Source organism: Paracoccus endophyticus (assembly GCF_003286075.1).
In the GTDB taxonomy this organism is placed as follows: Bacteria; Pseudomonadota; Alphaproteobacteria; order Rhodobacterales; family Rhodobacteraceae; genus Paracoccus; species Paracoccus endophyticus.
Genome location: NZ_QLUV01000018.1, coordinates 1 through 22,191 on the forward strand (window position 1 = coordinate 1; position 22,191 = coordinate 22,191).

The window sequence follows — 22,191 nt, forward strand, 5'->3', positions numbered from 1 at the left end:
GACGGGGGCGAGCGCAGCTTCAGCTATTGGCGCGACAACTCGGCCGCCCGGCGGCTGGCCGACGACGCGGGCGCGCTGGCCGCAAGCCTGTCGGGGGCCGACTGGCTGTATCTGTCGGGGATCACGCTGGCGATCCTGCCCCCGGCCGGCCGCGACACCCTGCTGGCCGCGCTGGCCGCGGCGCGCACCGCCGGCGCGCAGGTCGCCCTTGATCCGAACCTGCGCCCGCGGCTGTGGCCCGACACGGCCACCATGCGCGCCTGCGTGACGCGCGCCGCGGGCCTGTCGGACCTGGTGCTGCCCAGCCTGGACGACGAGACGGCGCATTTCGGCGACAGCGGCGCCGAGGCGACGGTGGAGCGTTATCTTGGCGCCGGCGCGGGCTCGGTCGTGGTCAAGGCGGGCGGCGGTCCGATCCGCTTTGGCGGCGCCGGCGGCAGCGGCCTTGTGGACGACCTGGCGCCCGAGGTGCCGGTGGACACCACCGCCGCCGGCGACAGCTTCAACGCGGGCTTTCTGGCCGCATGGCTGGGCGGGCAGGACAGCGCGGACGCGGTGCGCGCCGGCCATGCGGTCAGCCGCCAGGTGATCCGCCAGAGGGGCGCGCTGGTCGACCTGGCCTAGCCCCCCGCTGCCCCGGCATCCCCCGCCGCGCCTTCGTCGGCCTGCGGGCCGGACGCCGGGCCCAGCAGGCGGGTGATGTTGCGTTCCAGCCCGTCGAAATGCGCGGTGATGGCCGCGTCCATCAGGGCCGCGTCGCGGGTCTGCAGGGCGCGCAGCATCGCGTCATGGTCGGCCAGAACGCGGGCCGCATCGGCGCGTTCGCGCGCCGACAGGAACCGCACCCGGAACAGGCGCGCAAGGTATTCGCCATGCGTCCGCATCAGCGCCGCGTTGTGGCCGGCGGCGACGATGGCGCGGTGCATCTGCATGTCCAGGTCGAACACGTCCAGCCTGTCGCCCTGGGCATGGTCGCGGGCGATGGCGGCGACCAGGGCGCCGATCGCCTTGATCTCGGCGGGGGTGGCGTTGGCGCAGGCCAGCTCGCCCGAGAACAGCTCGAGCCGCCGCAGCACGGCGATCTCGGCCAGCACCTCCTCCAGCGCCGGCTGCGCGACCAGCGGGCTGCGCAGCGGGCGCAGCGTGACCAGCCCCTCCTGCGCCAGGATGCGGACCGCCTCGCGCAGGGGGGTGCGGCTGACGCCCAGCCGGTCGGCGTGGTCGCGTTCCTTGATGGCGCTGCCGGGGGGCAGCACGCCGGTCAGGATCTCGCGCCGCAACAGCCGCGCCAGCGCGGCGGGACGGGTGCGGTCGGCCAGGTCGCTGGCGGGGTCCGGGGCCGGATCTGGGGTCGTGCCACTGCCGCGCATGTCAGCCGTTCACCGGCGTTGTCCCGAAGGCCACCGGCCGCAGCGACGGATGCAGGTCCATCCGCGCGGGGCCGGACGGGTCGTGGTGCAGGCAGGACACGCCGCGCACGGCCGACCGGCGGGACGGCGGCAGCCCCGCAAGGTCGGCCAGCCGGTCGATCGCCCGCGCACCCAGGGCCTGCGGCGCGGGGGCGTCGGTCGGGGCAGGGCGGTCGGTGGCAAGGATCGGGGGCATGGCGTCTCTCGGGGCAGGGTCGATCTGGTCTGCAAGCCGCGGCCGGGCAGCAGACCCGGCCCGCGTGCCGGTTGCGGGGTGGCCGGAATGGTATACCATCCGTTCCGTCAGAAAGGCAAAGGGGACGGCATGGCGGGGTATGAGGGGATCTGGCCGGTGGCGCCGACGCCGTTCACCGACAGGGGCGAGGTGGACCGCGACGGGATGCGCCGCGTCCTGGACTGCATGGTCGATCAGGGCGCGGATGGGATCTGCATCCTGGCCAATTTCTCGGAGCAGTTCCTGATCTCGGACGAGGAACGCGAGACGCTGACCCGCCTGTCGCTGGAGCATGTCGCGGGGCGCGTGCCGGTGATCGTGACGATCAGCCATTTCGCGACTGCGATCGCCGTGGACCGTGCGCGCCGGGCCAGGGCGCAGGGCGCCTCCATCGTGATGATGATGCCGCCCTATCACGGCGCCACGCTGCGCGGGACGGCCGAGCAGACCTTCGAGCAGTTCGCCGCCGTGGGCGAGGTCGGCATCCCCATCATGGTGCAGGACGCGCCGATGTCGGGGGTCGACCTGCCGGTGCCGCTGCTGGTGCGCATGGCGCGCGAGATCGAGATGGTGAGGCTGTTCAAGATCGAATGCGCGCAGGCGGCGGCCAAGCTGCGCGCGCTGATCGCCGCGGGCGGCGAGGCGATCGCGGCGCCGATGGACGGCGAGGAGGCGATCACCCTGCTGGCCGACCTGGACGCGGGCGCGACCGGGTCGATGACCTCGGCCATGATCCCCGACCAGATCAGGCCGGTGCTGGGCCTGTGGGCGCAGGGCGACCGCGCCGGCGCGACGGCGGCCTATGCCCGCGTCCTGCCGGCGGTGAACCACGAAAACCGCCAGTGCGGGTTCCGGGCCGCCAAGGCGGTGATGAAGGAAGGCGGCGTGATCGCGTCCGAGTTCTGCCGCCACCCGGTCCCGCCCCTGCATCCCGCGACGCGCGCGATGCTGCTGGACCTCGTCCGCCCGCTGGACCCCGTGGCGCTGCGGTGGGGACGGTGATGGCCGGCCTGCGGCTGCCCGCCCAAGGCTGCCTTGCCGGCCGCGTCTGGCGGCCCGGCATCGGCCCGGCGCTGGTCACCCTGCGCGGTCGCGCGGTGATCGACGTGACCTCGCCCGAGGCGCCGACGATGCGCGACCTGCTGGAAATGGACGACCCCGCCGGCTGGCTGGCGGCGCAGCCGGGCACGCCGGTCTGCGCGCTGGACGATCTGGCGGCAGCGGGGCCGGGATCGTCGCCCGGAGCGGACGACCTGCGCCTGCTGTCGCCCGCCGACCTGGCCGCGATCAAGGCCAGCGGCGTCACCTTCGCCGATTCCATGGTCGAACGGGTGATCGAGGAGCAGGCCGCGGGCAATCCCGATCTTGCCGCCGGCATCCGCGCCCGGATCGGCGCGGCCATTGGCGACAACCTGCGCGGCATCGTGCCCGGCTCGCCCCGCGCGGCCGAGGTCAAGCGCGCCCTGCAGGCCGAAGGCCTGTGGTCGCAGTATCTGGAGGTGGGCATCGGCCCTGATGCCGAGATCTTCACCAAGTGCCAGCCGATGGCCTCGGTCGGCTGGGGGGCGGACGTGGGCCTGCACCCGATCAGCCGCTGGAACAACCCGGAACCCGAGATCGTGCTGGCCTGCGACAGCCGCGGCCGCATCCGCGGCGCGACCCTGGGCAACGACGTCAACCTGCGCGACGTCGAGGGGCGCTCGGCCCTGCTGCTGGGCAAGGCCAAGGATAACAACGCATCCGCCGCCATCGGCCCGTTCATCCGGCTGTTCGACGACAGCTACGGCCTGGACGACGTGCGCCGGGCCGAACTGACCCTTCGCGTCGAGGGACCGGACGGGTTCGTGCTGGACGGCGCGTCGTCCATGGCGCGGATCAGCCGCGATCCGGCCGAGCTGGTGGCGCAGGCCTGCGCGCGCCACCACCAGTATCCCGACGGCTTCATGCTGTATCTGGGCACGCTGTTCGCGCCCACGCAGGACCGCGACGCGCCGGGGCAGGGGTTCACCCATCACGCCGGCGATGTCGTCACCATCGCCGAGGCGTCGCTGGGCGCGCTGGTCAACCGGGTGCGGCTTTCGACCGAGTGCCCGGAATGGACGTTCGGCGCGGGCGCGCTGATGCGCAACCTGGCCGGGCGGGGGCTGCTGGCATGACCGAGGCGCCGGTTCCGCTGGCGGCGCTGGATGCGTTCTGCCGGGCAGCGGTCCTGGCGGTGGGCGCCGATCAGGCGACCGCCGACGCCGCCACGCGGTCGATGATGCACGCCACGACGCATGGGGTGGACAGCCACGGCGTCCGGCTGCTGCCGCATTACCTGACCGCGCTGGACGGCGGCCGGCTGAACAAGACCCCTGATGTCCGCGTCGTGGCCAGGACGGGCGCGGTCGAGACGCTGGACGCCGACAACGCGCAGGGGGCGCTGGGCGCCTATCGCGGGATGGACCGCGCGGTGGCGCTGGCCCGGACCTTCGGCATCGGCGCCGTGGCGATCCGCAACACCTCGCATTTCGGCCCCGCCGGGGCCTATGCGGTCGAGGCGGCGCGGGCGGGTGTCATCGGCATCGCGCTGTGCAACTCGGACGCCTTTGTCCGGCTGCACGACGGGGCGTCGCGGTTCCACGGCACCAATCCCATCGCGATGGGCGTGCCGGTGGCCGGGCAGGACCCGTGGCTGCTGGACATGGCGACCAGCGCGATCCCCTACAACCGGGTCGAGTTGTATCGCAGCCTTGGCGTGGCGCTGCCCGAGGCCGCCGCCTCGGACGCGGGCGGCCGCGACACCACCGACGCGGCGCGCGCCGACATGCTGGCGCCCCTGGGCGCGGCCTTCGGGTTCAAGGGCGCGGCGCTGGCGGGCGTGGCCGAGATCCTGTCTGCGGTGCTGACGGGCATGCGGCTCAGCTTCGACATCGCGCCGATGGGGGGGCCGGATTTCGCCACGCCGCGCGGGATGGGCGCCTTTGTCATCGCCATCGACCCGCTGGCCTTTGTCGACCGGGCGACCTTTGACGACGGCATGCGCCGGTACCGCGACACGCTGCGCCAATCGCCCGCGCGCGACGGCGCGGCCGTCCTGGCGCCGGGCGACCGCGAATGGCAAGCCGGCCGCCGGCGCGCGGCCGAGGGCGTGGTGCTGGACCCCGCGACGCGCGCCGGTTTCGCCGACTGGGCGCGTCGGCTTGGGATCGCCGCGCCCTGGTGACGGAAAACGCTTGACGCCACGGCGGCCGGGCCGCTATCGAAAACTGGTCAGACCAATCTGGTATGCCAGAATCGCGGGGAGGCGATGCTGGCGTCACGCCGGATGGTTGGACCAAGGGGGGGTGTCATGTCGGACAGCGTGCAGACGCGCCGGGCCTATCGGCTGGTGGCCGACCAGGTCCTGGCCCTGATCGCGGCCGAGGGCCTGCGCCCCGGCGACCGGCTGCCGTCCGAACGCGACCTGGCCGACCGGCTGGCGGTGTCCCGGCCGGCGCTGCGCGAGGCGCTGATCGCGCTTGAGGTCGAGGGCCGTGTCGCCATCCGCATGGGGTCCGGCATCTATGTGGCGCCGCCGCGCGGCCCCGGCGTGCCGCTGACCGACGACGAGGGTCCGTTCGAGATCCTGCGCGCCCGCGCCATCGTCGAAAGCGCCCTGGCCGAGGAGGCCGCGCGCCGGATCACCCCCGCGATCATTGCCCGTCTGGACAGCAACCTGGACGAGATGGAGCGGGTGCTGACCGACCGGCCGCGCGCCATCGCGGTGGACGGCGCCTTTCACCTGATCGTCGCCGAAACGGTGGCCAACACGCTGCTGACAAGCTTTACGGCCGCGATCTTTGCCAAGCGCCTGTCGCCGCTGTTTGCGGGGCTGGCCACGCATTTCGAGGGCGTGGCGACCTGGCGGCAGGCGCTGGACGAGCATCGCCGCGTCCGCGACGCGCTGGCCGCCCGCGACCCTGCCGCCGCGCGCGAGGCGATGCGCCACCATCTCGACCAGTCGCAGCGCCGGTTCTCGGCAAGCTTCTCGGCGTCTGCGCCCGCGCAGGCGCCGCCGCCCGACCGCGATCCGCACCCCGTGCGCGACACGGGCTGACAGCACACAGAGATTCCAGGGAGGAGACCAGGATGAGCAAGACACGCTTCACGTCGCTGCTGGGGGCGGCCGTCATGGTGATGGCCGGCACGCTGGCCGCACAGGCGCAGACCGCGCTGAAATGGGCCCATGTCTACGAGACGTCCGAGCCGTTCCACACCGAATCGGTCTGGGCGGCCGAGGAGATCGCCAAGCGCACCGACGGGCGCTATACCGTCGAGGTGTTCCCGGCGTCGCAGCTGGGCAAGGAGGCCGACATCAACCAGGGCCTGAAGATGGGGACCGTGGACATCATCATCTCCGGCTCCAGCTTTGCCGCGCGCGAGCACAAGCCGATCGGCGTGACCTATTTTCCCTATATCTTCCGCGACGCGAACCATCTGCTGGCCTATGCCAAAAGCGACGTGTTCACGCGGTTGGCGCAGGGCTACGAGGAGGCGAGCGGCAACCACATCACCGCCGTGACCTATTACGGCACCCGCCACACCACGACCTCGGACAAGCAGATCAAGACCTGCGCCGACATGGCGGGGCTGAAGATCCGGGTGCCCGACGTGCCGGCCTATCTGGCGATGCCGCGCGCCTGCGGGGCCAACACCAGCCCGATCGCCTTTGCCGAGGTCTATCTGGCGCTGCAGAACGGCACGGTCGAGGGGCAGGAAAACCCCCTGACCACCATCGACGCCAAGAAGTTCTACGAGGTGCAGAAGCACATCGCGCTGACCGGCCACATCGTGGATCATCTGAACACGGTGGTGTCCAAGCAGCTGTGGTCCAGCCTGTCGGACGCCGACAAGCAGATCTTCTCGGAGGTGATGCTTGAGGCCGCCGAGCGCGCGACCCGCATCGTGCAGGAGCGCGAGGCCGCGCTGGTCGAGGACTTCAGGTCCCGCGGCCTGACCGTGACCGAGGTGGACAAGGCCGACTTCGAGAAGACCGTGCTGGAAAAGGTGACGTTCGAAGAGTTCGGCTATGAAAAGTCCGACTGGGAGGCGATCCGCGCCATCCAGTAAGGCGCGCGCCCCGATCCCGCCCGGGGCCGGCCGCCGGCCCCGGAGCCCTGTCGCCTGCACCCCCACCGGAGCCCTTCAGATGGACAACCCGCACCAGGCGCCCATCAGCGTCGAGGAAATGGCCCATGCCTTCGAGGACCACGCCGAAGAGGTGGACCTGTCGGGCCACGGCATCGAGGACTGGCTGACCCTGATCCTGTTCTGGGGGATGGCGCTGTGCGTGTTCCTGCAGTTCTTCACCCGCTATGCGCTGAACAACAGCCTGGCCTGGACCGAGGAGATCGCGGCCAACCTGCTGGTCGTCATCGTGTTCCTGGGATCGGCCATGTGCGTGCGTCTGGGCCGCCACATTGCGGTGGACCTGCTCTATCGGTTCCTGCCGCGCCCGGTGCGCCGGCCGCTGGAACTGGCCGTAGACGTGCTGTGCATCGCCTTCTTCGCCTATATGGCGTGGCTTTACTGGCGATACATCGACGTGGTCGGGGCCGAGCGGATGGTCACCATCGACCTGCCGCGCGGTATCGTCTTCTACACCGTTTTCGCCGCTTTCGTGCTGATGGCCCTGCGCGGCTTGCAGAACCTGTATCATGACCTGACCGGCAAACGCTCGGTCCGCGAGATCGCGGACGACGTCGGCCCGACCGGAGTTTGACCCCATGCTGGTCCTGATCGGATCCTTTCTTGCGCTGATGATCCTCGGCGTGCCGGTCGCGGTGTCGATGGCCGTCGCCTCGCTGGCGTATCTGGCCATCTTCGACGTGGCCCCCGACATCGTCGCGGCCCAGCGGATGATCGCGGGGGTGGAAAGCTTTCCGCTGATCGCGGTGCCGTTCTTCATCCTGGCCGGCAACCTGATGAACATCGCGGGCGTCACGGGCCGCATCTATCACTTTGCCCTGTCGCTGGTCGGCTGGATGAAGGGCGGGCTGGCGCAGGTCAACATCATCGGCTCGGTCGTGTTTTCCGGCATGTCGGGGACGGCGCTGGCCGACGCCGCCGGCATCGGCACCATCGAGATCAAGGCGATGCGCGACCACGGCTATCCGGTCGAGGCCGCGGTGGGCGTCACCGCGGCGTCCGCCACGCTGGGCCCGATCTTTCCGCCGTCGCTGCCCTTCGTCATCTACGGGATGATGGCCAACGCCTCGATCGGGGCGCTGTTCATGGCCGGCGTCATTCCCGGCGTGGTGATGACCTCGCTGATGATGCTGACCGTCTATGTGTTCGCGCGCCGCAACGGCTGGGGATCGGACACCCCCTTCGACGTGCGCCAGCTTCTGGGCGCGGGGCTGGAGGTTCTGGTGGTCCTGTGCTTTCCGCTGGCCGTCTGGCTGCTGGCGATGCTGGGCCTGTCGATCAACCTTGCGGTGATGGTGGCGCTGCTGGGGCTGATCGCGCTGGACTATCACTTCGACTGGCACGCGGTGATGGCGCTGATGGCGCCGGTGCTGCTGATCGGCGGCATGACCATGGGCTGGTTCACGCCGACCGAGGCGGCGGTTGCGGCCGTGCTGTGGTCGTTGTTCCTCGGGCTGGTGCGGTATCGCACGATGACCTTCCGGTCGCTGGCCAAGGCCTCGTTCGACACGATCGAGACGACGGCGGCCGTGCTGTTCATCGTCACCGCCGCCTCGATCTTTGCGTGGCTGCTGACGGTCAGCCAGGCCGCGCAGGTGTTCGCCGACGCCATGTTCGCGCTGACCGACAACTGGTGGACCTTCCTGATCATCGTCAACATCCTGCTGCTGGTCGTGGGCGCGTTCCTGGATACGATCGCCGCGATCTCGATCCTGGTGCCGATCCTGATGCCGGTCGCGGCGCGCTATGGCGTCGATCCGGTGCATCTGGGGGTGATCCTGACGCTGAACCTGATGATCGGTCTGCTGACCCCGCCGGTCGGCATGGTGCTGTTCGTGCTGGCCCGCATCTCGAAGATGTCGGTCGAGCGGACGGCGCTGGCGATCCTGCCGTGGATGCTGCCGCTGTTCGTCGCGCTGCTGCTGATCACCTTCATCCCGGCGCTGACCATGTGGCTGCCGACGCAGCTTGGCCTGATCCGCTAGAGATAAGGAGCCGTCCGATGCAGACCCGTGTCGCCCGCCTGCACGCCGCCCGTGACCTGCGCGTCGAAACTGCCGACGTCGCCGCCCCTGGGCCGGGGCAGGTGCTGCTGCGGATGGCCGCGGGCGGCATATGCGGGTCGGACCTTCACTATTATCAGGACGGCGGCTTCGGTCCCGTCCGGGTGCGCGAGCCGATCATCTCGGGCCACGAGGCGTCGGGCCGGATCGAGGCCCTGGGCGAGGGCGCCGCGGGGCCGGCACCGGGCACGCTGGTCGCCGTGAACCCGTCCCAGCCCTGCGGCGACTGCGACTACTGCCGCCGCGGCCAGCCCATCCACTGTCTTGACATGCAGTTCATGGGCAGCGCGATGCGCCTGCCCCACGCGCAGGGGATGTTCCGCGACCTGCTGGTGGTGCCGGCAGCCCAGGTCCATGCCTTTCCCGCCGGGACAACCCCGGCCGAGGCCGCCTGTGCCGAGCCGCTGGCCGTCTGCCTGCACGCCGTGGCGCAGGCCACGGACCTTGTGGGCGACCTTGCGGGGCTGCGGGTGATGGTGACGGGGGCGGGGCCGATCGGGCTGCTGGTGCTGGCGGCCGTCCGGCAGGCAGGCGCGCGCGACGTGATCGTGACCGACCTGGCCGACGCCGCGCTGGACCGCGCCCGCGCGATGGGGGCGGCAGCCACGATCAACGTCGCCACCGACGCCGACGCGCTGGAGCCGTTGACCGACGGCAAGGGCCAGGTCGATCTGATCTTCGATTGTTCGGCCGCCGCCCCCGCGCTGCGGACCGCCTTTGCCGCGATCCGCCCGCGCGGCACCATCATCCAGGTCGGCGTGACCGGCGACATGACCATCCCGCTGAATGCGCTGGTCGGCAAGGAAATCACATGGCGCGGGTCGCAGCGGTTCCATGCCGAATTCGCCGATGCCGTGCGCCTGATCGGCAGCCGAGCCATCGACGTGCGCCCGATCATCAGCCACAGCCTGCCCCTGGAACGCGCCGCCGAGGCGTTCGACCTGGCAGGCGACCGCAGCACCGCCTGCAAGGTTCAACTGACATTCGCCGACTGACGGAGACAGACCGATGAAACATACCTGGCGCTGGTTCGGGCCGGTCGACCGCGTGACCGTGACCGACGCGATGCAGGCGGGGGCCGAGGGCATCGTGACCGCCCTGCACCACATCCCCACCGGCGCAGTCTGGCCGGTCGAGGAAATCCGCCGCCGTCAGGACGAGGTCGCGGCCGGCGGGCTGGTCTGGGACGTGGTCGAAAGCGTCCCGGTGTCCGAGGCCATCAAGACCCAGAGCGGCGACTGGCGGGACCATGTGGCGAACTGGTCCGAGACGCTGCGCCGGCTTGCCGACTGCGGGATCGCAACCGTCTGCTACAACTTCATGCCGGTGCTGGACTGGACCCGCACCGACCTGCGCTGGGAAACCCGGCAGCGGGCGCGGGCGATGCGGTTCGAGCTTGGCGATTTCGTGGCGTTCGACCTTCACATCCTCGGTCGGGCGGATGCGGCCGGCGACTATCCCGCGGCGCTGGTGGACGATGCCGCGCGCCGTTTCGCGGCGATGTCCGACGACCGGATCGCGGAGCTGGGCCGCAACATCGGCGCGGGGCTTCCCGGTTCGGCGGACGGCTATTCGCTGGACCAGCTGCGCGAGCGGCTGGACAGCTATCGCGGCATCGACGCGGCCCGCCTGCGCGGGCATCTGGTCGATTTCCTGTCCCAGGTCGTGCCGGTCGCGCAATCCGTCGGCATCAACCTGTGCGCCCATCCCGACGATCCGCCCTGGCCGCTGCTGGGCCTGCCGCGCGTCCTGTCCACCGAGGCGGATTACGCCCATGTGCTGGACCAGGTGGACAGCCCTGCCAACGGCGTGACGCTGTGCAGCGGCTCGCTGGGCGCGCGCGCGGACAACGACCTGCCCGGCATGGCGCGCCGCTTTGCCGACCGTATCCATTTCGTCCATCTGCGCAACGTGACGCGCGAGACGGACGAACTGCCTTGCACGTTCTTCGAGGACGAGCATCTGGAGGGCGGCACCGACATGGTCGAGCTGATCGCGGCCCTGCTGGCCGAGGAATCGCGCCGGCGGGCCGAGGGCCGCGCCGACCACCGCATCCCGATGCGCCCCGACCACGGGCAGGAAATCCTGGACGACCTGAGCCGCGGCGCGCAGCCGGGCTATCCGGCGATCGGGCGGCTGAAGGGGCTGGCGGAACTGCGCGGGATCGAACGGGCGCTGTCCCACCCGCGGCTGGGGGCGGTCGCATGACCCGGCTGTCCGCCGCGACGGCGTTGCCGCAGGGCGTCTCGGGGCCGGGGTTCGACCGCGCCGCGCTGACGCCGGGCATTCTGCATCTGGGGCTGGGGGCGTTCCATCGCGCCCATCAGGCGGTCTTCACCCAGGCCGCGCTGGACCACCGCTTCGGACCCTGGGGGATCGTCGCGGTCAACCTGCGCTCGGCCGGGCCGGTGCGCGATCTGGTGGCACAGGACCATCTGTTCAGCGTCGTGACCCGCGGCGCCGACGGCGACCGCGCGCAGGTCGTCGGCGCCACCGTCGAGGCGATCGCCGCTGCCGAACAGCCGGGCCGCGTGCTGGACCGGCTGGCCGATCCCGTGATCCGCATCGTGACGCTGACCGTCACCGAAAAGGCCTATGGGCTGGACCCGGCGACGGGCGGGCTGGACACGGGCCATCCCGCTGTCGCGGCCGATCTGGCCGATCCGACCCATCCGACCGGCGCCGTAGGCTTTATCGTCGAGGGGCTGGCGCGGCGGCGTGCGGCCGGCGTGGCCCCCTTTACGGTGCTGTCCTGCGACAACCTGCCGGCGAACGGCCGCGTCGTGGCCCGGCTGGTGACGCAGATGGCGGCCCGCCGCGACCCCGCGCTGGCCGACTGGATCGCGGCGCAGGTCGCGTTTCCGTCCAGCATGGTGGACCGCATCGTGCCCGCCGCCACCGACCACACCCGCGCCCGCGCCGCCGCCCTGATCGGGGCCGAGGACGTGCTGGCGGTCGAGACCGAGCCGTTCCTGCAATGGGTGATCGAGGACCGCTTTCCGACCGGCCGCCCGGACTGGGACGCTGTCGGGGCGGTCATGGTGGCCGATGTCGAGCCCTATGAGAAGATGAAGCTGCGGCTGCTGAACGGCACCCACACGCTGATCGCGCATCTGGGCATCCTGCATGGGCTGGAGCATGTGCGCGACGTCATGGCGCGCCCGGACCTGGCGCAGGCGGCGCAGGCGCATATGGCGGCAGCGGCGCGGACGCTGGACCCGGTGCCGGGGATCGACCTGGACGCCTATCAGGACCAGCTGATCGCGCGCTTCGCCAACCCTGCCATCGCCCATCGCACCATCCAGATCGCCATGGATTCCACTCAGAAGCTGCCGCAGCGCATCTTTGCCCCGGCGGCCGATGCGCTGGCGGCCGGCGACGACGGCGACGCCTTTGCGCGCGCCACCGCCGCCTGGATCGCCGCCCTGGCACTGCGCGGCGACGCCGACGACCCGCGCCGGGACGAGCTGATGGCCGCGGTCCGTGCGATGGCGCCCGGCGATCCCTCGGCCCCGTTCATGGCGCTGCCGGGGCTGGTTCCGCCCGCCCTGGCCGAAAACCGGGACTGGCGCGACCGCGTCAACGCGGCCCTTGCCGCATTCAAGGGGGACGCCGCATGAAGGCGCTGATCTGCCAGGAACCGGGCCAGCTGGCCCTGATCGACCGTCCCGACCCGGTGCGCGGCCCCGGCGAGGTCATCGTCCGCATCCGCCATGTCGGCGTCTGCGGCACGGATTTCCACATCCTGACCGGCAAGCACCCGTTCCTGGACTATCCGCGCGTCATGGGCCACGAGCTGTCGGGCACCATCGAGGACGCAGGCGAGGACAGCGACCTGTCGCCGGGCGATCCGGTCTACATCGTGCCCTATCTGGCCTGCGGGAATTGCCAGGCCTGCCGCATCGGGCTGACCAACGCCTGCCGCACCATCCGCGTGCTGGGCGTTCACACCGACGGCGGCATGGCGGAACGGATCGCGGTGCCGCGCGGCAACGTGGTGCCGACCGGCGGGCTGCCGTTGGCGCAGGCCGCGATGATCGAGTTCCTCGCCATCGGCGCGCATGGGGTCAAGCGGGGCGGGATCGCGCCGGACGACCGGGTGCTGGTGACGGGCGCGGGGCCGATCGGGCTCGGGGCCGCGATCTTTGCCAAGGCGCGGGGGGCCCATGTCACGGTGATGGACATACGCGCCGACCGTCTGGACTTTGCCGCCGCGGCGCTGGGTGCGGACGCGGTGCTGACCGCCAACGCGGGGGCCGAGGACGAGGCCATGCGCCGGACCGGCGGGGACGGCTTCGACGTGGTGATCGACGCCACCGGCGCCGCCGTTCCCATCGAGCGCGGCTTCGGCTTTCTGGCGCATGGGGCGCGCTATGTGCTGCTGTCGGTGGTGCGCCAGGACATCCGCTTTTCGGACCCCGAGTTCCACAAGCGCGAGGCGACCCTGCTGGCCAGCCGCAACGCCCAGGCCGACGACTTTGCCGAGGTGGTGCGCCTGATGCAGGCCGGGGCGGTGCCGGTGCAGGCGCTGAACACCCACCGCGGCCCTTTGGCCGAGGGCGCCGCGCTGCTGCCCGACTGGGCCCGGCCCGAGGCGGGCGTCATCAAGGCCATCCTGGACGTCTGAGGAGCGCGCCATGGGCACCACCATCACCGGCCTGCGGACGATCGACCTGCGGTTTCCGACCAGCGCGGCCCTGGACGGGTCGGACGCGATGAACCCCGACCCGGACTATTCCGCGGCCTATGTGATCCTCGACACCGACGGGCCGCACCAGGGCCATGGCCTGACCTTCACCATCGGGCGCGGCAACGACATCTGCGTGGCCGCGATCCAGGCGATGCGGCATCTGGTCGTCGGCCTGGACATGGACTGGATCACCGCCGACATGGGCCGGTTCTGGCGCCACGTGACCGGCGACAGCCAGCTGCGCTGGATCGGGCCGGACAAGGGGGCGATGGCGCTGGCGACGGGCGCGGTCGTCAATGCGGTCTGGGACCTGTGGGGCAAGCAGGCCGGCAAGCCGGTCTGGCGGCTGGTCGCCGACATGACGCCCGCCGAACTGGTCCGCTGCATCGACTTCCGCTATCTGACCGACTGCATCACGCCCGAATGGGCGCTGGATTTCCTGACCCGGCAGGCCCACGGCAAGGACGCCCGGATCGCCACGCTGATGGGCGAGGGCTATCCCTGCTACACGACCTCGGCCGGGTGGCTGGGCTATGACGATGCCAAGCTGGCCCGCCTGTGCCGGCAGGCCGTGGACGCCGGATTCCGCCACGTCAAGCTGAAGGTCGGCCGCGACCCGGCCGACGACATCCGCCGCCTGACCATCGCCCGCGAGGCGGTCGGCCCGGACGTGCGCCTGATGATCGACGCCAACCAGATCTGGGAGGTGGACGAGGCCATCGCCCGCGTGCGCGACCTGGCGTTCTGCGACCCGTGGTTCATCGAGGAGCCGACCAGCCCCGACGACATCGCCGGCCACGCCCGCATCCGCGCGGGCGTCGCCCCCGTCCAGGTGGCGGCCGGCGAGATGTGCCAGAACCGCATCCTGTTCAAGCAGTTCATCATGCAGGGTGCCATCGACGTGGTGCAGATCGACGCAGCCCGCGTCGGCGGACTGAACGAGAACCTGGCGGTCCTGCTGATGGCGGCGAAATACGGGCTGCCGGTCTGCCCGCACGCGGGCGGCGTGGGCCTGTGCGAATACGTCCAGCATCTGTCGATGATCGATTTCCTGTGCGTCGCCGGCACGCGCGAGGGGCGGGTGGCCGAATACGTCGATCACCTGCACGAGCATTTCCTGGACCCGGTGCGGGTCGCGGGGGCGGCGTACATGCCGCCGGCGCGGCCCGGCTTTTCGATCGAGATGCGGCCCGAGACGCTGCGCGACTTCGCCTTTCCGGGCCAGGGCGGGCCGCCCCATCCCTAAGGCAGCCGGTCCAGCAGCTTGTCCACGGTCGCCGGAAAGTCACGCACGCGGATGGCGGTCGCGGTGTGGATCGCGTTCACGATGGCGCCTGCCGTGCCGCAGCAGGCCAGCTCGCCGATGCCCTTGGCCTGCATAGGGTTTGCGTGCGCGTCCCGGTCGGGTCCAGGCCTCCTGAGTGACGGAGACCAGCACTGTCTCCGAGGTCCGGCGCGGCTCCAGGTGGCCGAAGAAATACGACCCCTGCCGCAGCTTCGGCACCCGCAGGTTCAGCGCCCCGGGGCGGGTCCTGAGTTCGCGGTCGCGGTCGCCGTTGCGGCCCGGGTCTGCCGGCCATCGCCGCGCTCGTAGCGCCCCGCGCCGATCATGCCCTCGACGTCATGCTCCCTCAGCGTCTGGATCACCACCTCGGTCACGGCGCAAAGGAAGTCGCCCTCATCGTGCTGTCGCAACAGTTCGATCAGGGTCATGCCGGACCTTCTCCCGGAAGGTCGCCTTGAGCGACAGTATCCGCGCTGCTGCCGAGAGCAGGATCAGCCCAAGGTCCTGATGGCCTCAGGCGAAAAAGGCGCTCGGGCCGCAGAGCAGGGGCAACCGATCGGCTTGCTCCCGAGCAGCGGCAGGCCGGCGCAAAGGCCGGCCTGCTTCACGAACCCTCAGGGGAGAGGGTCGGTCACTCGTAGATGTGGACGATTTGCCGGCTTTGCGGATCGACCAGGACCGGCTGCTCGTTGACATAGACATAGCCATACTGGGCATCCGGAATGGTCTGGATCTGCACCGCCTCGGGCACAGGCGCTCCGACCGCGACATCCCCGTCGATGACCACGGACTCGGTCTTGTGCTCCATGACATAGGTTCTTGTCGCCGGGGTCAGGGCGTCTTCGCTGACATCGCCGATGACGGCACCCGCCACGCCCCCGACGACTGCGCCGATAGGCCCGCCTACAGCGGCTCCGGCAAGGGCCCCCGAGGCGGCCCCGCCTGCCGCACCACCGCCGGTGGTCGCAGGATCGGTCTGGACTTCAGTGACGGCAGGGGTCGTTTCGGTGACGACCGTAGTCTGTGCAAAGGCAGAGCCCGCGACAAGCGCGGCAACGACAGACGTGGCAGACAAAATCGGTTTCATCTCTGATCTCCGTATTGATGATCAGGCAGACAAATCCTTTTGAGAGCCCGGAGTTCCGTCGTTCTCTCGTCCATCCCGGTTTCTTGATAATTCGGGTAAATGAGAGCCGGACCCAGGGATCTGACAGGAAGATCCTTGTACAAGCCTTTCATGCTTGGCCGATGACCTGCCTCTCGGAACGTACTTCGATCTGATGTAGAGCTTGCTTCATGACTGCCCTGCCTGCCAACTTTGGACCGCCCGAGGCTGGAGTTTTCGGGCTTTGTCACGACGGCGGGCTGGTGAAACCGTCGGGAACATGCAGTGTGCTCGGGACTTTGTAGGCGATGGCGCTATGGGGTCGATCGTCATTGTAGTGTCTTCGCCAATTCTCCAGTTTTTCGGCCGCATCGGCAAGGCTCATGAACCAGTGAGCGTTCAGGCATTCGGATCTGAGCTTGGCTCGTTGAACGCTTCGATGAAGCCATTGTCGGTCGCCTTTCCGGGACGCGAGAAGTCCAGGGTGACCTGCCTGGCGCAAGCCCACAGGTCGAGGTCGCGCGAGATGAACTCGCTGCCATTGTCCACCCTGATCGTCTTCGGATAGCCGACCTTTCGGCAGATCCGTTCGCGCGTCTGGACCACATCTTGCCCGCGATACTGGAGCCTGACATCCGTCGCCGGACAGAACCGGCGCTCGACGGCCTCGAGCAGGAGGTCGCGGATCTCGGACCCGCTGATCCCGGCATTGACCACGGCCCGGCCCGGACAATGATGTCGCGGTCGCGGGCGTCGATGATGAAGGAGCCACGGGCGATGTCCCCGTTCCGAGCCGGGTGAACGCGAACCCAAGCGCCCTTCCCCGTCAAAGCCTTCCCGCGCCAGCACCAGCGTCTTTTTGCCGAAGCGGTCATTTATGGCCATCGAGCACGTCGGTCAGACGCGCATTGCGCGGCCGGTCAGGCTGGAACAGCAAGGCCGGCCGGTCTGCCTCGGGCAGCAGGTCGTCCAGGACCACGCCCGCTTTGGTATGGCCGCAGCCGTTGCCACATGGATCGCCGCGCCAGCTTCGGCGCGCCGCGGCAACGGCGGCGTCCACCAGATCGAAGGTATGGTTGGACATGGGTGAGAGCCGCACACCACCCTGAAGCACAGGGCCAACCAGCGTCAGCCCGACCGATCAAGGAGCCTCTCTGCAAGCGGCAAATCCCGTCCCTCTGCGCAGGAGACCTGTTCCTGGCTGACAGCTAGCTGACGTATCTGCCACGCCAGCTTCAGATGGCTGTCAGCGTCCAGGCGCAAGAACAGCAGACAGGCTTTCGTGCCAAATTCATGTGCAGGGGGAGCCGAAGAGAAGGAGGGTAATCATGCGATCCATGCTGTTTTCGGCCACGGTGCTTGCGATCGGCGTCCTTGCGTCGGGTGCGCTCGCCCGTGACGTCGCTGGCTCACCTGGCCCAGATATGTTGCGCGGCACGCCGGAGGCTGACCACATGACCGGGCTTGCGGGACACGACGAGCTCCTCGGCTTCGGAGGTGACGACCTGATGGAGGGGCAGGAAGGTTCCGACGAGCTCTTCGGTGGAGCGGGAAACGACACGCTGGACGGGAACGTCGGCGACGATTACCTCGACGGGCGCAGTGGTGACGACACATTGACCGGCGGACCGGGCAAGGACGTGTTCGCCTTCTATGCGCAGGAGACCGGAAAGGCACTCGACAGCGGCAGCGACACCATCACCGATTTCAACAGCGCCGAAGATGTGATCCTGCTGGATCGGTTCACGACCGAAGAGGTGCAGATGCGAACGGAGGGTGCCGACATGGTGGTCGAGGTGCCGGGCCGGATCCGGGTCACGCTGCGCGGCGTCTCCGAGGTCGGGACCGAGCATCTCCGCTTCAGGTGAGGCCAGCGTCTGCGAACAGGATACGGGCTGCACAGATCATCAGGCCTGACCGGCTGCCGGTTTGGCGGCCAGCAGATCACGCGAGCATGGCCGGAGGGGGTCATCACATCATAGGAGACCCGTTCGACCTTCATTTCAGGTCGGGTGAAGCACGCGTATCGCACTCTCGCAACCGGCCGGACCCCGCTTTTTCCTGTTTCGACACCCGTGTGTACCCACTGCCTACTCCTGCAGCACGTTATGGGCCCACGCCCCGCCAGTCAACTATCAGGCGAGTATTGCTCCCAAGTCGCTCAGCCCCTCAACAGCGAGACCCGCCCGTGCGTCATAGAGCGACGGCGCCTCGAGAAGCGCGAACTGCTCGTCGAAACGATCGCGCCGCCACCAGACCAGCACTCCCGCCTCCCATAGCGCGCGCCAGAGCCCGAAGGGCACATTGACTGTGAAGGGTTGAAAGGCCCGCGCCGCAGTTCCAGGCGAGCCCCACTGGAGCTCGTCCAGACGTGTCTGGGCCACCCCATAGTCCCCGTCGCGCACAATCACGGCCTTCTGCTCTTCGCCGATCAGGCGGAAGGCGCGTTCGATGTCCTCGAAGGGGCAGGCCAAGCCTGCCTTTTCGATGGCACGCAGGATGCCGCGGACCTTTGCCGTCTCTCCCACCTCGGCGCTGTCGAGCGCCTCATCGCCCCAGGAATGCCAGAGCGTCCCGAAGTAGTCCGCGACGGCCTCGGGCGACAGCGGGTCATCGGGGAACCGCTGCAGCACCTCACGGCCCTTGGCTGCTTAATCCTCGACAACGGGTGGGGCGGGATGCTCCGACCTGAACACCAGCAGCTCACCCAACCTTTCCATCCACCTTTCCATCCTCCCCTCCCGGTTGCATCGCCCGGCGGCCTGCGCGAGCGAGTCGATGCCGGCCGCCGCGTGCATCACCAGCGGAAAGTCCACGTCCACGCCAGCCTCCACCAGCGAGGTCGAGACGAGGCGGACCGGCTGTCCGGCCTTCAGCCGCTCGCGCACCAGCGCGAGCACCTGCCGACGGTGCGCCGCGGTCATCAGCGTGCTCAGATGTGTCGCGCCCTCTGTCAGGGCCACCGCATCGAAAAGCCGCCTCGCTTGCCTCCGGTTGTCCACGATGAGCAGCGCCTGACGGGCTGCGCGAAGCCGCGCCGCCACCTCCCCGTCACTTTGCGGACCGAGGTCGCGCACCCGCACGCGTCTGAGCGCCGCATGGAGCAGTGACGGATCCGGCGCGAGCTCTCGCGCGCCCTTCAGCGCCTCGGGCGCCCTGAACCCGGCCTCGACCGTCAGCGCGGGCTGCGTCGCGGTGCAGAGGATGACGGTGGCGCCGTAGCCCTCCGCCAGCTCCGTCAGCGCCGCGCGACAGGGCCGCAGGAAGCCGCGCGGCATCGTCTGCGCTTCGTCCACGACGATCACAGCGTGCGCGAGCGAGGGCAGCTTGCGGCAGCGTTTCTTGCGCGCGGCAAAGAGGCTCTTGAAGAACTGCACGGCCGTGGTGACGACCACCGGCGAGTCCCAGCTTGCCCCCGCCACCCGGCGTTGCTCGCGCTCGCTTTCGTCCTCCCGGCCCGGATCGAAGGCCGAGTGATGCTCCAGTACAGTCTCCTCGCCCAGAACGCGCCGGAACACCTCTGCCGTCTGCTCGACGATCGAGGTGAAGGGCGCGACATGAACGAGCCGCGTCATACCATGTGCCATGGCGTGGTCGATTGCGAAGCCGAGTGACGCCAGTGTCTTGCCGCCGCCTGTGGGCACCGTGAGAGTGAACAGCCCCGGCCTCTCCGCCGCCATGTCGCGGACATGGGCGAGCACCCGTGCGCGGACGGCGTTCACCGGCCCGTCGGCGGCGAGGCCCGCGACATGGCGGTCGAACGCGTCCCGCATCGTGGGCGCAAGCGCGGTGGGTCGGGGCAGTGCCTCCGCCAGCCCCAGTGCCTCGCTCTGCCAAGCGGCGGTCTCGCGATCGTCGGCATTCGTTAGGCAGCCATAAAGGAACCGCACGAGAAACTGCGCTCGAAAGGAAAGCCGCGCCCGATCTGGCCCGCAGTTGATGAGCCTCTCGGGAGGAAGGGGGGTTACCAGGGTTAGCCAGTCTGGCGGGTCGAGCCGCTCGGCCGAGGCGATCCGCTGCGCGAGCCGGGCGGGATTGGGCAGGCGACCATGGTGGCCAGCGACAGTGCCGGCGAGCATGCCGCCGAAGGCGCCGCCTCGCTCCTGCAGGAGACGCGCGCCCTCACCCGAGTGGGAGACATCCATCCGGCTCCCCCTCAGGCGCGCCTGAAAGGCCGGCTTGATCTTGCCGATGTCGTGGACCAGACCGAGAAGCCGTCCACACTCTGCCAATCCCGCCATGTCGGCCCGCCGCGCTGCGCCGTCGGCAACCCGTTCAGCGTGCTGCCGGAGGGTCTCCCATCCGATTTCAGGTCGACCGGGCAGGCTGTGGGCATAGATGGGCATGGTGAGACCAAGGCATATTGGCATGTACTCGCACGCCGCGCCACATGGTTGGCGTAGTCGCAGGACCATATTCCTGTCAGACAGTCGGTTTATGGCGGGTTCCAAGTTGGTTCTTTGACCTCTGACAGCACGTGATTGCCGCTGCTGGCCACTTATGATCACAGGCGCTGGGCTGAGCCCGAGCACCCTGACGATCTCGGTGCGTTCTTGCCTGAGTGCGGTATCAGTCCAAGCCGGAGAGCAGGGTGACCTGCCCAGAAGAACTTGAACTCAACCCTCGGTGGTGTCATGTGCCCGCAACCAACACTGTTTCTTCAATCAGTGCTTTCGTCACCTGCCTCGGCGGGTGCTTTGGCATGTCTGGCCGCAGGCGCCTGCCTGAGCGGCCGTCCGGTCCCTAGGCAGAGCAGACCCGCCAGCGCCCCCTGCACGTCGATGGCCAGCTGGGGACCGCCGTCCTAATCCACGACCGGCACCAGCACGATCGTCTCCACCAGCGCCCACAGCGCGTCCTTCGCGTCCTCGGCACCGGCTGACCTGCCACGGGTCTTTCATCCAGCCGCGACCGGAGCCCTCTGGCTGTTTACGCCTGGTGGCACGGGGTGAGCAATCGCCCGGCGCGCGGAACTCGCATCGCGTGCAGCGGGGCGAACCCTGCGGGGGGTCTGGTAGCCAAGGGCTGGATGCGGCCGCGCGGTGTCGCAGTCGGTGACCCAGGCCGCGATGAGTTCGCGGGCGTGGACGAGGTTTCGAAACCGGGTCTCGTTGAGGAATTCATCCCGCATCCGGCCGTTGAAGCTCTCCACGAAACCGTGTCTCGCATGGGCTTGCCCGGCGCGATGTAGTGCCATTCGATCCTGTTCTCGGCGCACCCTTTGAGAATGGCGTTCGAGGTCAGTTCCGTCCCATTGTCAGAAACGATCAGGCGGGGCTTGCCGCGCCGCTCGATCAGCGCCGTCAATTCCTGGGCCACGCGGCGGCCCGAGATCGACGTGTCAGGGATGGCTGCCAGGCACTCCCGGGTGACATCATCGACCACGTTAAGCACCCCGAAGCGCTGGCCGTTGGCGAACTGGTCATGGACGAAATCGAGCGACCAGCGGGCATGGGCCCGCGTCTCGACCAGGATCGGGGCCCGTGTGCCGATCGCCCTGCGGCGCGCTGCGTTTACGGACGGTTAACCCTTCCGCGCGGTAGAGCCGGTAGATGCGATTGATCCCCGAAGGCTCCCCCTCGGGCCGCAGCAGCACGAACAGGCGCCGGTAGCCGAACCGGCGCCGCTCATTGGCCAGATCCCGCAGCCGCCGGCGCAGGGTCGTTCCGCGGCGCGCTGCGGCTGGTAGCGGACCATCCTGCGATCCGCCCCTGAAATCCGGCACGCCCGTGCTGCGCTGCAAACAGGCCACTGGACCGTTTGCTTCACGCTTGCACTTCCGACAGACCCAACTGGGCCTTCTGATGCGCTCACGGCGGGCCAATCGGCGGGAGAACAGTCCCCCGGACTGTCTTCTGAGCCGCCTCATCACCACTTTCTTGACAGCAGCTCCTTCATCGCCGCCATGTCGAGCATCTGCTCGGCCAGCAGCGTCTTGAGCTTCGCGTTGCTCGCCTGCTCTCTCGGACCAGTGGCGTTCACAGGCTCACTCCTCCAGCGCCTTCAGCCGCTTCGCCTCGGGCACCGTCATGCCGGAATACTTCGCGGTCGTGTCGCGAATGTGGTGGAAATTGCCTGGCGGCTCGCTCCGGGCATGTGAAGCTGGCTCCGATCAGGCGGCGAGGTCAAGTGGCATCGGTTGGAGGGGCTGAGTGAGGGTTTCCCAGCCGTCGACCTTGCGCATCTGGATCTGCCCTGAGGCCAGGAGCGCCCAGAGCAACATCGGCACGGTTTC

Annotated in this window: 21 protein-coding genes and 4 pseudogenes; 14 read left to right on the top strand and 11 right to left on the bottom strand. The window is 69.4% G+C overall.

All coding sequences use genetic code 11. The features are described from left to right. The coding region (locus DPQ23_RS13905; RefSeq protein ID WP_112875391.1) for a PfkB family carbohydrate kinase at positions 1 to 624 on the top strand (624 nt) is incomplete at its 5' end. Here DPQ23_RS13905 and DPQ23_RS13910 read toward each other — a convergent pair. Both DPQ23_RS13910 and DPQ23_RS13915 read right to left on the bottom strand, forming a co-directional pair. After that, positions 621 to 1,370, bottom strand: coding sequence for a GntR family transcriptional regulator (locus DPQ23_RS13910; RefSeq protein WP_112875392.1), 750 nt, complete (start codon positions 1,368 to 1,370; stop codon positions 621 to 623). The two genes, DPQ23_RS13905 and DPQ23_RS13910, sit on opposite strands and share 4 nt — an antisense overlap. A gap of 1 nt (position 1,371) precedes the next feature. Next, on the bottom strand, positions 1,372 to 1,704 hold the full coding sequence (locus DPQ23_RS13915; RefSeq protein ID WP_162630763.1) for a hypothetical protein: 333 nt from the start codon (positions 1,702 to 1,704) through the stop codon (positions 1,372 to 1,374). Between the two features lie 30 nt (positions 1,705 to 1,734). Here DPQ23_RS13915 and DPQ23_RS13920 point away from each other — a divergent pair, with 30 nt between their 5' ends. The 12 genes from DPQ23_RS13920 (at position 1,735) to DPQ23_RS13975 (ending at position 14,812) form a co-directional block, all read left to right on the top strand. After that, positions 1,735 to 2,646, top strand: coding sequence for a dihydrodipicolinate synthase family protein (locus DPQ23_RS13920; RefSeq protein WP_112875394.1), 912 nt, complete (start codon positions 1,735 to 1,737; stop codon positions 2,644 to 2,646). After that, positions 2,646 to 3,800 (top strand): fumarylacetoacetate hydrolase family protein, encoded by a 1,155-nt coding sequence (locus DPQ23_RS13925; protein WP_112875395.1) that lies wholly within the window; start codon positions 2,646 to 2,648, stop codon positions 3,798 to 3,800. Before DPQ23_RS13920 ends, DPQ23_RS13925 begins: the two co-directional genes overlap by 1 nt. Further along, positions 3,797 to 4,849: an Ldh family oxidoreductase gene (locus tag DPQ23_RS13930; RefSeq protein ID WP_112875396.1), complete on the top strand. Its 1,053-nt coding sequence runs from the start codon at positions 3,797 to 3,799 to the stop codon at positions 4,847 to 4,849. Before DPQ23_RS13925 ends, DPQ23_RS13930 begins: the two co-directional genes overlap by 4 nt. Positions 4,850 to 4,975: 126 nt before the next feature. Next, the gene (locus DPQ23_RS13935; RefSeq protein ID WP_112875397.1) at positions 4,976 to 5,722 is read left to right on the top strand and encodes a FadR/GntR family transcriptional regulator; all 747 of its coding nucleotides are present in this window, start codon (positions 4,976 to 4,978) and stop codon (positions 5,720 to 5,722) included. Between the two features lie 32 nt (positions 5,723 to 5,754). Further along, positions 5,755 to 6,735 (top strand): sialic acid TRAP transporter substrate-binding protein SiaP, encoded by a 981-nt coding sequence (locus DPQ23_RS13940; protein ID WP_112875398.1) that lies wholly within the window; start codon positions 5,755 to 5,757, stop codon positions 6,733 to 6,735. Between the two features lie 79 nt (positions 6,736 to 6,814). Continuing rightward, the gene (locus tag DPQ23_RS13945; RefSeq protein ID WP_112875399.1) at positions 6,815 to 7,387 is read left to right on the top strand and encodes a TRAP transporter small permease; all 573 of its coding nucleotides are present in this window, start codon (positions 6,815 to 6,817) and stop codon (positions 7,385 to 7,387) included. Positions 7,388 to 7,391: 4 nt separating this feature from the next. Beyond that, the gene (locus DPQ23_RS13950; RefSeq protein WP_112875400.1) at positions 7,392 to 8,798 is read left to right on the top strand and encodes a TRAP transporter large permease; all 1,407 of its coding nucleotides are present in this window, start codon (positions 7,392 to 7,394) and stop codon (positions 8,796 to 8,798) included. 17 nt (positions 8,799 to 8,815) lie between these two features. Next, on the top strand, positions 8,816 to 9,871 hold the full coding sequence (locus tag DPQ23_RS13955; protein WP_112875401.1) for an L-idonate 5-dehydrogenase: 1,056 nt from the start codon (positions 8,816 to 8,818) through the stop codon (positions 9,869 to 9,871). A 13-nt stretch (positions 9,872 to 9,884) separates the two neighbouring features. Beyond that, positions 9,885 to 11,084, top strand: a complete 1,200-nt coding sequence (uxuA, locus tag DPQ23_RS13960) for a mannonate dehydratase (protein WP_112875402.1) — start codon at positions 9,885 to 9,887, stop codon at positions 11,082 to 11,084. Further along, the gene (locus DPQ23_RS13965) at positions 11,081 to 12,496 is read left to right on the top strand and encodes a mannitol dehydrogenase family protein (RefSeq protein WP_112875403.1); all 1,416 of its coding nucleotides are present in this window, start codon (positions 11,081 to 11,083) and stop codon (positions 12,494 to 12,496) included. Before uxuA ends, DPQ23_RS13965 begins: the two co-directional genes overlap by 4 nt. Beyond that, positions 12,493 to 13,503: a zinc-binding alcohol dehydrogenase family protein gene (locus DPQ23_RS13970; protein WP_112875404.1), complete on the top strand. Its 1,011-nt coding sequence runs from the start codon at positions 12,493 to 12,495 to the stop codon at positions 13,501 to 13,503. Before DPQ23_RS13965 ends, DPQ23_RS13970 begins: the two co-directional genes overlap by 4 nt. A 10-nt stretch (positions 13,504 to 13,513) precedes the next feature. Then, positions 13,514 to 14,812 carry an L-fuconate dehydratase gene (locus DPQ23_RS13975; RefSeq protein WP_112875405.1) on the top strand — a complete coding sequence of 433 codons (1,299 nt, stop codon included), beginning with the start codon at positions 13,514 to 13,516 and terminating at the stop codon, positions 14,810 to 14,812. Here the strand turns inward: DPQ23_RS13975 and DPQ23_RS15980 are convergent. The 5 genes and pseudogenes from DPQ23_RS15980 to DPQ23_RS13995 all read right to left on the bottom strand — a co-directional run bounded on the left by DPQ23_RS15980 (position 14,809) and on the right by DPQ23_RS13995 (position 17,040). Further along, entirely contained in the window at positions 14,809 to 14,946 is a 138-nt protein-coding gene (locus tag DPQ23_RS15980) for a hypothetical protein (protein WP_162630762.1), read from the bottom strand. The two genes, DPQ23_RS13975 and DPQ23_RS15980, sit on opposite strands and share 4 nt — an antisense overlap. A 28-nt stretch (positions 14,947 to 14,974) precedes the next feature. Beyond that, a pseudogene (locus DPQ23_RS13980) lies at positions 14,975 to 15,279 on the bottom strand (transposase); the annotation flags it as partial. A 203-nt stretch (positions 15,280 to 15,482) separates the two neighbouring features. Continuing rightward, positions 15,483 to 15,938, bottom strand: a complete 456-nt coding sequence (locus DPQ23_RS13985; RefSeq protein WP_112875406.1) for a DUF1236 domain-containing protein — start codon at positions 15,936 to 15,938, stop codon at positions 15,483 to 15,485. A gap of 265 nt (positions 15,939 to 16,203) precedes the next feature. Continuing rightward, a pseudogene (locus tag DPQ23_RS13990) lies at positions 16,204 to 16,744 on the bottom strand (integrase core domain-containing protein); the annotation flags it as partial. 83 nt (positions 16,745 to 16,827) lie between these two features. Further along, the gene (locus tag DPQ23_RS13995; protein WP_112875407.1) at positions 16,828 to 17,040 is read right to left on the bottom strand and encodes a hypothetical protein; all 213 of its coding nucleotides are present in this window, start codon (positions 17,038 to 17,040) and stop codon (positions 16,828 to 16,830) included. A 244-nt stretch (positions 17,041 to 17,284) separates the two neighbouring features. Here DPQ23_RS13995 and DPQ23_RS14000 point away from each other — a divergent pair, with 244 nt between their 5' ends. Then, on the top strand, positions 17,285 to 17,824 hold the full coding sequence (locus DPQ23_RS14000) for a calcium-binding protein (RefSeq protein ID WP_112875408.1): 540 nt from the start codon (positions 17,285 to 17,287) through the stop codon (positions 17,822 to 17,824). A 98-nt stretch (positions 17,825 to 17,922) separates the two neighbouring features. Here the strand turns inward: DPQ23_RS14000 and cas5 are convergent. The 4 genes and pseudogenes from cas5 to DPQ23_RS14020 all read right to left on the bottom strand — a co-directional run. Then, positions 17,923 to 17,988: pseudogene (gene cas5, locus DPQ23_RS16235) on the bottom strand (CRISPR-associated protein Cas5); the annotation flags it as partial. A 103-nt stretch (positions 17,989 to 18,091) separates the two neighbouring features. Continuing rightward, a complete protein-coding gene (locus DPQ23_RS14010) occupies positions 18,092 to 18,589 on the bottom strand; it encodes a hypothetical protein (RefSeq protein WP_112875409.1) in 498 nt (165 codons plus the stop codon). An 18-nt stretch (positions 18,590 to 18,607) separates the two neighbouring features. Continuing rightward, positions 18,608 to 20,302: a CRISPR-associated endonuclease Cas3'' gene (locus DPQ23_RS14015; protein WP_162630764.1), complete on the bottom strand. Its 1,695-nt coding sequence runs from the start codon at positions 20,300 to 20,302 to the stop codon at positions 18,608 to 18,610. A gap of 551 nt (positions 20,303 to 20,853) precedes the next feature. Beyond that, positions 20,854 to 21,987, bottom strand: a pseudogene (locus DPQ23_RS14020) (IS3 family transposase). Positions 21,988 to 22,191: the final 204 nt, after the last annotated feature.

Excerpts from the sequence above, each read along its gene's own strand:
- DPQ23_RS13975 (WP_112875405.1), top strand. The coding sequence starts at position 13,514 with ATGGGCACCACCATCACCGGCCTGCGGACGATCGACCTGCGGTTTCCG.
- DPQ23_RS14000 (WP_112875408.1), top strand. The coding sequence starts at position 17,285 with ATGCGATCCATGCTGTTTTCGGCCACGGTGCTTGCGATCGGCGTCCTT.
- DPQ23_RS13945 (WP_112875399.1), top strand. The coding sequence starts at position 6,815 with ATGGACAACCCGCACCAGGCGCCCATCAGCGTCGAGGAAATGGCCCAT.
- DPQ23_RS13965 (WP_112875403.1), top strand. The coding sequence starts at position 11,081 with ATGACCCGGCTGTCCGCCGCGACGGCGTTGCCGCAGGGCGTCTCGGGG.
- DPQ23_RS13930 (WP_112875396.1), top strand. The coding sequence starts at position 3,797 with ATGACCGAGGCGCCGGTTCCGCTGGCGGCGCTGGATGCGTTCTGCCGG.
- DPQ23_RS13910 (WP_112875392.1), bottom strand. The coding sequence starts at position 1,370 with ATGCGCGGCAGTGGCACGACCCCAGATCCGGCCCCGGACCCCGCCAGC.
- DPQ23_RS15980 (WP_162630762.1), bottom strand. The coding sequence starts at position 14,946 with ATGCAGGCCAAGGGCATCGGCGAGCTGGCCTGCTGCGGCACGGCAGGC.
- DPQ23_RS13950 (WP_112875400.1), top strand. The coding sequence starts at position 7,392 with ATGCTGGTCCTGATCGGATCCTTTCTTGCGCTGATGATCCTCGGCGTG.
- DPQ23_RS13940 (WP_112875398.1), top strand. The coding sequence starts at position 5,755 with ATGAGCAAGACACGCTTCACGTCGCTGCTGGGGGCGGCCGTCATGGTG.
- DPQ23_RS13925 (WP_112875395.1), top strand. The coding sequence starts at position 2,646 with ATGGCCGGCCTGCGGCTGCCCGCCCAAGGCTGCCTTGCCGGCCGCGTC.
- DPQ23_RS13935 (WP_112875397.1), top strand. The coding sequence starts at position 4,976 with ATGTCGGACAGCGTGCAGACGCGCCGGGCCTATCGGCTGGTGGCCGAC.
- DPQ23_RS13985 (WP_112875406.1), bottom strand. The coding sequence starts at position 15,938 with ATGAAACCGATTTTGTCTGCCACGTCTGTCGTTGCCGCGCTTGTCGCG.
- DPQ23_RS14015 (WP_162630764.1), bottom strand. The coding sequence starts at position 20,302 with ATGCCCATCTATGCCCACAGCCTGCCCGGTCGACCTGAAATCGGATGG.
- DPQ23_RS13955 (WP_112875401.1), top strand. The coding sequence starts at position 8,816 with ATGCAGACCCGTGTCGCCCGCCTGCACGCCGCCCGTGACCTGCGCGTC.
- DPQ23_RS13920 (WP_112875394.1), top strand. The coding sequence starts at position 1,735 with ATGGCGGGGTATGAGGGGATCTGGCCGGTGGCGCCGACGCCGTTCACC.
- DPQ23_RS13915 (WP_162630763.1), bottom strand. The coding sequence starts at position 1,704 with ATGGTATACCATTCCGGCCACCCCGCAACCGGCACGCGGGCCGGGTCT.
- uxuA (WP_112875402.1), top strand. The coding sequence starts at position 9,885 with ATGAAACATACCTGGCGCTGGTTCGGGCCGGTCGACCGCGTGACCGTG.
- DPQ23_RS13995 (WP_112875407.1), bottom strand. The coding sequence starts at position 17,040 with ATGTCCAACCATACCTTCGATCTGGTGGACGCCGCCGTTGCCGCGGCG.
- DPQ23_RS13970 (WP_112875404.1), top strand. The coding sequence starts at position 12,493 with ATGAAGGCGCTGATCTGCCAGGAACCGGGCCAGCTGGCCCTGATCGAC.